The organism is Arthrobacter sp. SPG23 (assembly GCF_000876655.1).
Classification (GTDB): Bacteria; Actinomycetota; Actinomycetes; order Actinomycetales; family Micrococcaceae; genus Arthrobacter.
In genome coordinates, this window is the sequence record NZ_JYCN01000002.1 from 52380 (window position 1) to 64674 (window position 12295).

The following is a 12295-nucleotide window of genomic DNA, read 5'->3' on the forward strand; positions in this document are numbered from 1 at the left end:
GTAACACGGCACCCGTCCCGGGAACCCCGAGCAGCTACCTGGCGCCGTATGCCTCGTCGGTGACGTGCTCGCCCCAGGTCGCTTCCGGGCCCTCCTGGCCTTCACCCAGTGCTTCCCACATGGCCAGGTGGCTCATGAAATGCTCAGGTGCAGCGCCATGCCAGTGCCATTCACCCGGGGGCGTGTAGATGGTGTCGCCCGGACGGATCTCGATGACCTCGCCGCCGCGGGACTGGACCAGGCCGCGGCCCTCGGTCACGTGCAGGGTTTGGCCGTTCGCATGCGAGTGCCACGCAGTGTGCGCGCCAGGGGCGAAACGGACCATGTTCACGCGCAGCTGGGAGGGTGCCTCGCCCTTGGCGATGACGTCGAACCAGACGTCGCCGCTGAACATCTCCCCAGATCCCTTGTTGCTTGGCGCTTTCGGCTGGATCTCCAACTGTTCTCCTCTGTTGACGGCTGTGTGCCGCACGGATGCGGCATTCCTCGCCTTCAACACTAGGAGCGTTCCTTCGCCGCAGGGAGGCCCTGCCAGTACCTGTACCAACAGGACCTTCCCCGCGCGTAGAGGACGCGGTTTGCTGGATGGGCAGCGAAAACTTCCTAAAGGAGCACTACCATGGCAACTCAGACCCCTTCGGCGGCCCAGCAGTTGATCGGCGATGTCGCCCCGAAGCTGGTCCAGCTTACCGACGACGTGCTGTTCGGCGACGTGTGGGAACGGCCCGGCCTCTCGCCCCGCGACCGCAGCCTGATCACCGTTGCGGCGCTGACGGCGCTGTACCGCACAAGCCAGCTTCCGTACCACCTGCGCTTGGCACTCGCCAACGGCGTCACGGCCGACGAACTGGTGGAAACGATCACTCACCTGGCCTTCTACGCCGGATGGCCCAATGCCATGAGCGCCGCCACGGCGCTGAAGGAGGTTCTCGCAGAAGAACAGCCGGCAGAAGAGCCGACGACGGCGCACGCCGGCTAAGCAGCCGGGACCCAGGATGCCATTAACACCGCGATCGCCGCCGTGCGCGACGGCGGTGCCGTTGGTAGGGTGGGAGCTGCCCAGTACACCGATGTGCCCATGAATTTCGGCACCGTGATGCGCAATATCACCCTGACCGGCGGCGTGGCCCCGGCCCGGGCCTACATCGAAGAACTCATGCCGGACATCCTCTCGGGAACAATCCAGCCCGGCAGGGTGTTTGACCAGACTGTAGCCCTCGACGACGTCGCTGCCGGCTACCGCGCGATGGCCGGCCGCACAGCGCTCAAGGTGCTCATCCGCCCATAAGACCTCCACCCAACCAAATGAATCTCTCACCCAACATTGGAGAATATATTGCTTACCGCTAACGCATATGCCGCCCCGTCCGCTGACGGAGACCTCGTTCCCACCACCATCGAACGCCGCGACGTCGGCCCGCACGATGTGCTGATCGAGATCAAGTACGCCGGCATCTGCCACTCGGACATCCACACCGTGCGCGGTGACTGGGGACCCCAGCAGTACCCGCTGGCACCGGGGCACGAAATCGCCGGAATCGTCACCGAAGTGGGTGCTGAAGTCACCAAGCACGCCGTCGGGGACCGCGTCGGCGTCGGCTGCATGGTCAACTCCTGCCGCGAGTGCGTCAACTGCCTGAAGGGTGAGGAGCAGTACTGCCTCAAGGGCAACATCGGCACCTATGGCGCCGTGGACCGCGACGGCACCATCACCCAGGGCGGCTACTCCACCCACGTCGTCGTGACCGAAGACTTCGTGGTGCGGATTCCGGAGGGCATCGAGCTCGACGTCGCCGCACCGCTTCTCTGCGCCGGCATCACCACCTACTCGCCGCTGCGCCACTGGGGTGCAGGCCCCGGCAAGAAGGTCGCCGTCGTCGGACTGGGCGGCCTGGGCCACATGGCCGTCAAGATCGCCCACGCCATGGGCGCCGAGGTCACGGTGCTGTCCCAGTCGCTCAAGAAGCAGGAAGACGGCCTGAAACTGGGCGCGGACCACTACTACGCCACCAGCGATGAGAACACCTTCAGCGACCTGGCCGGCAGCTTTGACCTGATCATCAACACCGTCAGCGCGTCGATCGACATCAGCTCCTACCTGCAGCTGCTGACCCTTGACGGTGCCCTGGTGAACGTCGGCGCACCGGCCGAGCCACTCCCCGTGAACGCGTTCGCGCTGATCGCCGGCCGCCGCTCCTTCGCCGGTTCGATGATCGGCGGCATCCGCGAGACCCAGGAAATGCTGGACTTCTGCGCCGAGCACCACCTGGGCGCCGAAATCGAGGTCATCCCGGCCGAGAAGATCAACGAAGCCTACGAGCGCGTCCTCGCCTCCGACGTCCGCTACCGCTTCGTGATCGACACCGCGACGCTGAGCTAGCAGAAGCCACCAGCAGCGCGCCGTCATAGTGCAGCGCGCCGCGGCAAACTAGTAACACGAAAGCAGCGCCGTCCTCAGGAGAGGGCGGCGCTGCTTTCGGTTGTCATCGGCCGGCGGGCTGCTTGCCCGGTCAGGCCAAAGCCGCTATCCGGCAGTCATCACATGGGTGAAGTGGTCGTACCGGATGGTGAGCGGGCCGCCGTCGTGCACCAGGCTGATGTTGGCGCCGTTCGGCGAACCGCCGGCGCCGTAGCTCTCGGCCCAGGACCGGTTCAGGGCCGCTTTGAACTCGTAGTTGCCGGCGGGCAGGTTGGTCACGGACAGCTTCCACACCAGGTCGGCCGGGTCCAGCTTCAACTGCGCCTGGTCGCAGGCGGGCATCCAGTCCTCCGGGCACCCCTGTTCCAGGTTCATGCTGCCGGCCGCAGCCACGGCGCCGGGCTGCTGTGATGCGTAGACCGGACTGAGCAGGTGGGTCGTGTGGTCGTAGCGGAACGTCACTGCTCCGCCCGGGTGCTCCAGCAGAATGTTCGCACCGTTCAGGGCACCCCCTGCGCCGTAGTTCTCGTCCCACTTGCCGTTGAGCGCGGCCTTGAACTCATACGTGCCCGCCGGCAGCTTCGGCACCGTCAGGCGCCAGACTTTGTCCGCCGGGTCCAGCGTCATGAAGGCCGCTCCGCAGGCCGGCTGCCAGTCGTCCGGGCAACCCATTTCAGAATCCAGGCTTCCGGCCACCGTCACGGAGTCAGGCTGCGGGATCTCACCGGCCACTACGGTCCGGATGTCGCTGACCACGCTCTCGGCGCCCGGAACGGACATGGTTGCCCGGTAGCGGACCGCGGTGCCGTCGGCGAGGCCCAAGGCCGCGAGGTCATCGAAGACCGTGTACGCCGGCGAGGAACTGTCCGAACCGATCGCTGCCCACTGGCCGCCGTCCACGCTGCGTTCGAAGTTGACGGTGTAATCAGCTTTCTCGGGGCTGGCCGTGGCGCTGACCTCCACCTTGCCGTCCACGCTGCTGCCCTCCGCCGGTTTCTGCATGGCGAGGACAGGGGAGGGGACCGTGCCGGTGCGGGCCGGGCTGACCGAAGTGTGTCCGCCGTTGTCCAGGACCGCCGCGCGGTATTCCACGGCGGTGCCGGGCTTAAGCCCCGTGACGTCATGGAACACCTGGTACGGAGCGGTGTCGTCCGTGCCGATCGGCTCCCATTCCCCGCCCGCTGTCCGTGCCTGGAAGGTGACCTCGTAGAACGATGAACCGTCGAGGTCGGCCGCCACCCGGATCCTGCCGTTGTCACCTTCCGCCGTGGCCGGCTCCTGGAGGGCGACGGCGGGAGCCGCCTTGGAGTGCGGAATCCGCCCTGACGATTCGTAGACCACCGCGGAGAGCGGCGGAACGGTGACGGTGAGCTTGCCGTCGTCAGCAGTCTTGGACTCGGCAGCGGAACCGCCGGAGCCGCCGTAGATCCGGCTGTAGTTGCGCTTGGCGATATAGGTGGGCACCGCGGCCGTCTGTGCGGTCCCGCTGTTGTTCACTGCCACGACGTACTCGCGCTGGTCCTTCGCATCGGTGCGGGAGAACGCGTAGATTCCCTGGCCCTCCGCCGCGTACCGGTTCTGGTGGGCGCCGTTGCGCAGTGCCGGGTGCTCGGCGGTCAGTGCGGCGAGTTCGCTGATCTTGCTGTACAGCGGGTGGCCGGTGTTGAAGTTGTCCGTGGCATGGGTGGCATCGGTGCCCAGCAGGACATCGTCAAGGTATTCCGGCACCTGGCTGGCGAAAAGCGTCTGGCGTGCATCCTGGTCCCCGCCCGGGCCGGTGAAGCCCTGCTCGTCGCCGTAGTACACCACCGGGTTGCCGCGCGAGAAGTACATCAGCTCGTGGGCCAGCCGGTCCCGGGCGACGCGTTCGGCGTCGTCCGCACCGGGGTTGTCGGCGGCAATGAAGCTGCCGATCCGGCCCATGTCGTGGTTGCCCAGGAAGGTGGGGAGTTCGTAGACGTTGGAGTCGGCATCGGTGTACCAGTCGTCCCCGGCGAAGAACGTCTCCAGCTGGCTGGCGGGCTGGCTGCGGGACGCAAAGTTCCGGGCGGCATTCTGGAACGGGAAGTCCAGCACGGCCTGCATCTTGTTGCGGGTGGTGAACTGGGAGGTGAAGCTCTTGGAGGTGTCAAAGACCTCGCCGAACATAAAGAACTCGTCCTTGCCCTGTTCCTTGGCGTATTGCAGGACCTTGGGCCCGAACTCCTGCCAGAATTCGTCGTTGACGTGCTTCATGGTGTCGATCCGGAAGCCGTCCACACCGAAATCCTTGATCCAGTCTTCGTAGACCTTCGTCATTCCCTCGACCACTTTGGGGTTCTCGGTGAAAAGGTCGTCCAGGCCGAAGAAATCGCCGTAGAAGGAGTCCTCGCCCTGGAAGGTGGTGTCGCCGCGGTTGTGGTACAGCGTGGGGTCGTTAAGCCAGGACGGAACCTTGAGGTCCTCTTCGCCTTTCTCCAGGACTGGCGTGTAGGGGAAGGACTTGGCCGGATCCAGTTCCGGGAAGGTGTCCGTGCCGGCGTAGTCGCGGTCGTCGAACACCTCGCCGGCGGCCGTCTTGTACGGTTCGGCGTCCTTGGACTTGTAGGCCGTGCGGGCGCCTTCCTCGTAGCCGATCACGTCCGCCGTGTGGTTGGTGATGATGTCGAAGTAGACCTTCATCCCGCGCGAGTGGGCTTCGTCGATCAGCGCCTTCAGCTCGGCGTTGGTGCCCAGGTGGGGGTCGATCTGGGTGAAGTCGGTGACCCAGTAGCCGTGGTAGCCGGCCGATTTGTCCTCCGGCTGGACTGCCTTGTTCTTGAAGCTGGGCGTCAGCCAGATGGAGGTGGTGCCCAGGCCCTGGATGTAGTCGATCTTGTCCAGCAGGCCCTTAAGGTCGCCGCCGTTGTAGAAGCCCTTCTTCGTCGGGTCGAAACCGGAGACCATCGGATCGGAACCGAGCCCGCCGTCGTCGTTCGCGCTGCTTCCGTTGCTGAAGCGGTCCGCCATCACGAAGTAGAAGTTTTCGTCCGTCACCGGGGCGCGGAGCGAATGCGAGGCCGACGGCGTGCCCGGGTTTTTCGGCTCCGGCGCGGCGTGGGCGGGGGCTGCCAGCGCGGCGCCGGCAACCAACGCCGCAACCACCGCGGCGAGGCCCCTTCCCGGTTGCTTGCAGGGTGGATTCTTGGGGTTTGAACTGCGGAAAAACACGATAAGGAAACCTTCCGGAAAGCGACGTTGCTGCTGTGAAGGACGACGCGGGAGACCGGCTTCTGAGAGCCAACTCACAACTGTAAGCGCTTGCACCGACTTTTTCCAGCAAATCCCAAGGTTGCTTGGTATCTGTCCGGATTCGATAGCATGAAACCCACCGACCCGGAGCTAAGGGAGCCTGCTGTTGCCGCCAGAACGCTCAAGACAGCCCGGCCGGCCCGGACCTGCCCGCAGCCCGGCAGCCCGCCGCACGGAACAGTGGAGTCAAGAAAACACGGTCCGCCGCCTCAGGGCTGCCGGCTGCGTGTTCGCGGAGGAGGAAGCACGCCTGCTCACCGGCGCGGCTGCCTCAGCTGCCGAGCTGGAAGCGATGATCGAGCGGCGCGTTGACGGCCTGCCGCTGGAGCACATCCTCGGCTGGGCCGAATTCTGCGGGCTCCGCATCGGCGTCACGGCAGGCGTGTTTGTGCCGCGCCGCCGCACTGAATTCCTTGTCCGCCAGGCGGAGCTGCTGCTCCGCGGAACTTTCGGGAGCGCAGCTCCCGACGGTGCAGCTCACGACGGCGGGACTCACGACGACGTGATGTCCGACGGCGCGCAGCGCGCCGTCGTCGTGGACCTGTGCTGCGGTTCCGGGGCCGTGGGGGCGGCCCTGGCGGCGCACGTGCCCGGAATCGAACTGCACGCCTCCGACCTGGACCCGGCGGCTGTGCGGTGCGCCAGGGGAAATATCGGGCCGGCCGGTGGGCATGTCCATGAAGGTGACCTCTTCGAACCGCTGCCGGCGCGGCTGCGCGGCCGCATCACGGTCCTGGTGGCCAACGCTCCTTATGTGCCCACCGCCGCGATCGGCACCATGCCGCCGGAAGCACGCACGCACGAGCCGCTGATGTCCCTGGACGGCGGTCCGGACGGGCTGGACATCCAGCGGAGGGTAATTGCCGGGGCACCGGCCTGGCTTGCCCCGGGCGGGCACGTGCTGATCGAGACAAGCCGGAGGCAGGCGCGGCGGACCGTCGGGCTCATGCGGAGCGCGGGACTCGCCGCCCGCCTGGCCGCCGACCCGGAGCTGGACGCCACAATAGCGATCGGCAGCAGGCAGGGCTGACGCGGGCTGCCTGCGATCCGCTTGCGTCAGTATCCGGCTGCAGCGGTCTCCTCCGCCGCCCGGGGCGATCCCGCCAGGAGCTCCGTATAGAACCGGATGTAGTCACCGACCATCCGTTGGGAACTGAAGCGCTGCTCGGCCGCCCGCCTGCAGTCGCGCCGGCTCAGCCAGCTGCAGCCCTGCAGCGCTTCGGCGAGGCCTTGGACGCTGTCCGCCAGGAACCCTGTTTCGCCGTCGCTGACGATTTCCGGAGCGGAGCCCCGGGGCGTGGCCACCACCGGGGTTCCGGCGGCCAGGGCCTCGATCATCACCATCCCGAACGGTTCCGGCCACTGGATCGGGTTCAGCAGGGCGACGGATTCGCCCAGCAGCCGGTACTTGTCCGCCGTGCCCAGCTCGCCGAGGTATTCAACATCCGGGCCCAGCAGCGGTTCGATCACGTCGTGGAAGTAATCGAGCTCGAACGGTTCGCGCATCTTGGCACCGATCCGCAACGGGATTCCCGCCCGGCGCGCCACCATGATGGCCTGCAGGAGGCCCTTGTTGGGGTGCATCCGCCCCAGGAAGCAGGCGCCGCCCGTGTGCGACGGGCTGTAGCGGACGCTCCGGACGTCGATCCCGTGGTGGATGACGGCGTCGATCTTCACTCCCCGCGCGGTGGAGGCCTGGTGGTGCGAGATGGCCACCAGCGCTGTCTCCCGTTGCATGGCCCGGTAGATCAGGGTGAGTTCGTCGTCGAAAGGCCCGTGCAGGGTGGTGGTGCGGGGAACACCGGGCATGCGCCGCTGGCACAGCGGTCCGAGCAGCGTGTGGTCGTGGATGATGTCCACGTCCTCCATGGCGTCATAGGCGCGGAGCACGTGGAGGATTTCCTGCCGGCCGGAATCCATGCTCAGCCCGGACGAGTCCGGCAGGCTGGGAACCATCGGCACGGGACACGTGCTGTCTCCCGAGGCCGCCAGCACAACATTGTGCCCCGCTTCCTCAAGTCCCACGGCGAGGGTGTGGACCACCGATTCCGTTCCGCCGTAGCTTGGCGGGGGAACGGGTATCCACGGTGGTGCCAGGATGCCAATACGCATTACGCCTCCTACATCAGCCGGCCTTCCGGCCGGGGTCGTGGTGGACCCGGATGAGGTCCGCCAGGGGTTCCTGCGTCCCCAGATGCAGTTCAATGGACGGCGGCAGCCCTGTCACCTGTACGGCGTTGCCCGAAACCTCGATGGTCAGGCGGGAGCCGGCCAGCGGCACCTGTTCCTTCTTCAGGTAGCCGAATCCGTCCGGAAAGACCGGGCTCAGCCAGAGCCGGCCGGTGGGCGCGGAAGGATCAAGGCGCAGCAGTACACGGATGAGGTGGATGGGCGTGGCCGATGCCCAGGCCTGTGGAGAGCACGACGACGGATAGGCCACCGGGGGCCTGCCCGCTTCGCGCGGGAAACCGCAGAAAAGCTCCGGGAGCCTGCCGCCGAACGCCTCCGCGGCGTCGAAGATGGCCACGGCCACCCGCTGGGCTTCTTCGATGAAGCCGTAGCGCATCAGCCCGGCGGCAATCAGGGCGTGGTCATGCGGCCACACGGAGCCGTTGTGGTAGCTCACCGGGTTGAAGGCGCCCATGCTCGACGCCAGCGTGCGGACGCCCCAGCCGGAGAACATGTCCGGCTCCATCAGGCGCTGCGCCACGGAAGGCGCCTTGTCATCATCCACGATTCCCGACCACAGGCAATGCCCCATGTTGGAGGCGCAGGCGTCCACGGGCCGTTTGTCCTTGTCCAGGGCCACCGCAAAGTATCCGCGCCGGGGGAGCCAGAACCTGCGGTTGAACTCCTCCTTCAGTGCGGCCGCCCGGTCACCCCAGCTGCGGGCAAGGACGGCGTCGCCGGCATCCAGGGCAAGCAGCGCCCGGGCCACATAGGCGCTGTAGGTGTATCCCTGCACCTCGCACAGGGCGATGGGCGTTTCGGCGAGTGTGCCGTCCGCGAAGTTGATCCCGTCGTAGGAGTCCTTCCAGCCCTGGTTCTGGAGACCGTGCCTGGTGGCGCGCTCATATTCCACGAAGCCGTCCCCGTCACGGTCCCCATGGTGCGTGATCCAGTCCAGTGCGCGGTCCGCATGGGGCAGGAGCTCCTGCACGGCACGGGGCTCCAGTCCCCAGCGGCTCACTTCACCCAGCAGCGTGACAAACAACGGAGTGGCATCCGCCGTTCCGTAGTAGGTCTTTTCGCCGCCCAGGGACAAGGCGGCACCGGAACCGAGGCGCACCTCGTGGAGGATCCGGCCGGGTTCCTCCTCCGTGATCTTGTTGATCTTTTGGCCCTGGTGTTCGGCGAGAGTCTGCAACGTGCCCAGCGCGATGGCGGGATCCACGGGAAGCGCCATCAGGGAGGTCAGCAGGGCGTCGCGGCCGAACAGTGCCATGAACCACGGGGCGCCGGCGGCAATGACGGTGCGGTCCGGATGCGCGGGGTCCGCGATCCGCAGCGAGCCCAGGTCCCGCTGGCTCTGGCGCAGGATCTTCTCGAGCATGGGATTGTCCATGCTGATGACCGGCGCGGCGGCGCCCCAGGTGCGGTGGCGCAGGGCAGGAGCCGATTCGTGCTGTGGTGTGCTGGCGGAAAACCTGCCCGCCGGTTCGCTGCCGTCGGAGCTGGGCGTGACCACAATGGTGGCGGTCCATGAGCCCTTCGCGGGAACGGTCACTTTGAACATCACCCCGTGGCGGTTTACGTCTGCTCCCGGGGCGCGGATGGTCACGCCGAGCAGCCTGCCGTTGTGGCGGCCGCTGATGACCAGCCGGTCGCCGTCCGGGCGGTGGGAAGGACGGAGCTGCCGGGTCTTCCGGCCCGCCTTGACCTCGAACAGGTCCGCGAAGTCCGCCTCCACCGCCAGTTTGATGGTGCAGGGCGCCGGGCTGCTGGAGTAGTTGTGCAGGGTCAGTGTCTCGCGGACGCCGTCGCCCACCTGGCGGTCCCGTTCTATCACCATCGGCCGGTCGGCCGCCCCGTCCGGTTGCGGCGCCCGTCCGGTGAACACGGCCCGGTATGGCTCCGGGTTCACGGCCAGGAGACCTTCCACCACGTGGTTGTTCACCAGCAGGTTCCAGCGGGACAGGATCCTGGTGTCCTGGTAGAAGACGCCGTGGGCCAGCCCGGGGTCCAGATCCCCGTTGCCGGCGGAAATGAAGAACGATGATCCCTCAACGATGGTCACGGCATTGGGGCCGACGGATCCGGCCGTGTCCAGGTTCCAGCCGCTCATGGGCGCCGCCGGGCAAGGGGCCGCGCCGCAGGTGCCGGGGGAACGGGGGCCAGGCGTCGAGAACTCATGAAATCACTCCGGAACGGGGATTCAATGGCTGACTGCTTAGCCACCCACATTCTAGGATTCCGTGCGGGCCGGCCACAAGGTTCTTTGGACCCTTGCTCAGGCCCTTTGTAGACCTTGGCGAACAGAACGTCCCCAAGGGGAATGCGGGCAGAAACGCGCCGACCCGCCCGGAACCAATGGTCCGGACGGGTCGGCGCGACTGCTGACGGGGTTTTAGGTCCGCTCAGGGTTCGTGTTGGTGGCGGCGCCGGCAGGCGTGGCGCCCCCCTCGTCAGACCAGTCCTGGCCGGTGGAGTCGTTCAGGGCCGGATCGCTGGTGGTGTCCGGGATGCCGGTGGCGGCGGTGCTGCCTTCAGTGCTGCTGCCCGCCGTGCCGCTGTCCGCGGTCCCCAGGTTGACAGTCTCCGGATGCGTGCTGTGGGACGGGACGTAGTCGCCGGCAGGCAGCTCGCCCTCCGCGGTGGGGACTCCGGATGCGGCCGTGCTGCCTTTGGTGCTGTCGGTTGCCTTGTCCCGGTGCACAGCGGAAGTGATAACCGTGCCGGCGCGGCGCGCGGCTTCCGTCAGCTGGTCAGAAACTTCGGGAGCCTTTTCCTTGACCGCCTCCGTTGCCGCAGCCACTTTGTCCTGGACGGGTTTGCTGTCCCAGAACGCCGCTGCCCTTGCCTTGATTTTTTCGTAGGCGGCACGGCCGGACCTGGAGCCCAGGACGAAACCAGCCGCCATTCCGGTACCGAAAAGAAGTTTTGCTTTCATGATGTACTCCTGCTCCGTGAGAAGGTTCCGTACGTGGACGGGCTGGCAAGAAAGGACCCGCCCGCCGCTGTATGGCCGAAAAATTGATGGGGCCCGAATGAAAAAACGGCCCCAGGAAAAAATCCCGGGGCCGTTTCTCAGGCCGGACTCCGCTTTAGCGGGCCGTGCGCTTGGTGATCATGCCGTAAACAAGCAGGACGATGATCGCGCCGCCGATGGCCAGGAGCCATGTGGACAGCGAGAAGAACTCGTTGATGCCAACACCGAAGAGCAGGCTGCCAATCCAGCCGCCGAGGAAAGCTCCTACGACGCCCAGGAGCAGGGTGATGAAAATGCCACCGCCCTGACGGCCGGGGAGGATTGCCTTAGCGATTGCTCCGGCGATAAGACCCAGAATCAGAAATGCGAAAAAACCCATTTTATCGTTCCTTCTTCTTTCATTGAGGAGGTGCCCGGATCCCGGGCACGCTACATCCTTCTACCCAATACTAATCATGCTTAGTATTAATCTGCCAGTCGGTGGACCTGTGATTTCCGTGGAACGCCGATTTTCAGTGGCCTTGGACGTCGGAATTAACTCCGGACCCGTCACCTCCGTCCAGCGTTGCAATGGCTGTTGTGTCGTCCGCGTCCAGGGCAAAACCGAAGATGTCCAGGTTCTCTTTGATGCGTTGTGGACTGGCCGACTTGGGGATGGCAACGAGTCCCTGTTCAACATGCCAGCGGAGCACGATCTGGCCGGGGGTTTTGCCATGCTTGTGGGCGATCCTTCCCAGCACTGGGGCGTTTAGGAGGTCACTGCCCGCACCCAGCGGGCTGTACGACTCAGTGACGATTCCATGCCGCCTGTTGTAGGCGATATCCACGATCCGGGTGATGGCCGGGCTGACCTGGATCTGGTTGACGGCCGGTACAACGTCGCAGGCGGCCAGGAGCCGCTCCAGGTGCGCCGGCTTGAAGTTGGACACGCCGATCGACCTCACTTTGCCGTCCGCCTGCAACCGTTCAAAAGTTTTCCAGGTGGAGATGAATTCATCCCGCCGGGGGAGCGGCCAATGGATCAAAAGCAGGTCCACGTAGTCCAGTCCGAGGCGTTTGAGCGATCCGTCCAGGCCGGCCACGGCCCTGTCCTGACCCTGGAATTCGCCGTCCAGTTTGGTGGTGATGAACAGTTCGGAACGGTCAAGGCCGCTGGACCGGATGCCGTTTCCCACGCCTTTTTCGTTGCCGTATTTCACCGCGGTGTCGATGTGCCGGTACCCGGCGTCCACGGCTTCCACGACGGCGGCAGCCACCTGGCGATCGTCCAGCGGCCAGGTCCCCAGTCCGATCTGCGGAATCCGGTGTCCGTCATTGAGCTCAATCACTGGTGAGAGTGCCATGTGGAAAGTCTTTCCTACCGGAGTCGGTTTGCCCAGATGTCAGAAGGCACGGTATTCCAACGATTCCGCAGCCCTTGCACGGGACCTCGAACGGCGGCCACGTCGAAGTCGCGG

11 protein-coding genes are annotated in these 12295 nt (G+C 65.9%); 4 read left to right on the top strand and 7 right to left on the bottom strand.

What is annotated here, in order from left to right; genetic code table 11:
* Positions 1-34: 34 nt before the first annotated feature.
* Positions 35-499, bottom strand: a complete 465-nt coding sequence (locus TV39_RS01090; protein ID WP_442853475.1) for a (R)-mandelonitrile lyase — start codon at positions 497-499, stop codon at positions 35-37.
* 120 nt (positions 500-619) lie between these two features.
* Here TV39_RS01090 and TV39_RS01095 point away from each other — a divergent pair, with 120 nt between their 5' ends.
* From TV39_RS01095 to TV39_RS01105, 3 genes are all read left to right on the top strand, one after another.
* Positions 620-979: a carboxymuconolactone decarboxylase family protein gene (locus tag TV39_RS01095; protein WP_043477138.1), complete on the top strand. Its 360-nt coding sequence runs from the start codon at positions 620-622 to the stop codon at positions 977-979.
* 99 nt (positions 980-1078) lie between these two features.
* Positions 1079-1288 (top strand): hypothetical protein, encoded by a 210-nt coding sequence (locus TV39_RS01100; RefSeq protein ID WP_200890921.1) that lies wholly within the window; start codon positions 1079-1081, stop codon positions 1286-1288.
* A 48-nt stretch (positions 1289-1336) separates the two neighbouring features.
* Positions 1337-2380 (top strand): NAD(P)-dependent alcohol dehydrogenase, encoded by a 1044-nt coding sequence (locus tag TV39_RS01105; protein ID WP_043477144.1) that lies wholly within the window; start codon positions 1337-1339, stop codon positions 2378-2380.
* A 144-nt stretch (positions 2381-2524) separates the two neighbouring features.
* Here the strand turns inward: TV39_RS01105 and TV39_RS01110 are convergent, their stop codons facing one another.
* Positions 2525-5542: an alpha-amylase family glycosyl hydrolase gene (locus tag TV39_RS01110; protein WP_043477147.1), complete on the bottom strand. Its 3018-nt coding sequence runs from the start codon at positions 5540-5542 to the stop codon at positions 2525-2527.
* Positions 5543-5915: 373 nt separating this feature from the next.
* Here TV39_RS01110 and TV39_RS01115 point away from each other — a divergent pair, with 373 nt between their 5' ends.
* Positions 5916-6719: a putative protein N(5)-glutamine methyltransferase gene (locus tag TV39_RS01115; RefSeq protein WP_043477149.1), complete on the top strand. Its 804-nt coding sequence runs from the start codon at positions 5916-5918 to the stop codon at positions 6717-6719.
* Positions 6720-6745: 26 nt separating this feature from the next.
* Here TV39_RS01115 and TV39_RS01120 read toward each other — a convergent pair whose 3' ends face one another.
* From TV39_RS01120 to TV39_RS01140, 5 genes are all read right to left on the bottom strand, one after another.
* Positions 6746-7801, bottom strand: a complete 1056-nt coding sequence (locus TV39_RS01120) for a glycosyltransferase family 4 protein (RefSeq protein ID WP_043477152.1) — start codon at positions 7799-7801, stop codon at positions 6746-6748.
* A 13-nt stretch (positions 7802-7814) separates the two neighbouring features.
* Positions 7815-9974 carry an amylo-alpha-1,6-glucosidase gene (locus tag TV39_RS01125; RefSeq protein ID WP_043477155.1) on the bottom strand — a complete coding sequence of 720 codons (2160 nt, stop codon included), beginning with the start codon at positions 9972-9974 and terminating at the stop codon, positions 7815-7817.
* Between the two features lie 282 nt (positions 9975-10256).
* The gene (locus TV39_RS01130; protein ID WP_043477158.1) at positions 10257-10799 is read right to left on the bottom strand and encodes a hypothetical protein; all 543 of its coding nucleotides are present in this window, start codon (positions 10797-10799) and stop codon (positions 10257-10259) included.
* 154 nt (positions 10800-10953) lie between these two features.
* Positions 10954-11217, bottom strand: coding sequence for a GlsB/YeaQ/YmgE family stress response membrane protein (locus TV39_RS01135; RefSeq protein ID WP_011690132.1), 264 nt, complete (start codon positions 11215-11217; stop codon positions 10954-10956).
* A 133-nt stretch (positions 11218-11350) separates the two neighbouring features.
* Entirely contained in the window at positions 11351-12181 is an 831-nt protein-coding gene (locus TV39_RS01140) for an aldo/keto reductase (RefSeq protein ID WP_043477161.1), read from the bottom strand.
* Positions 12182-12295 lie beyond the last annotated feature (114 nt).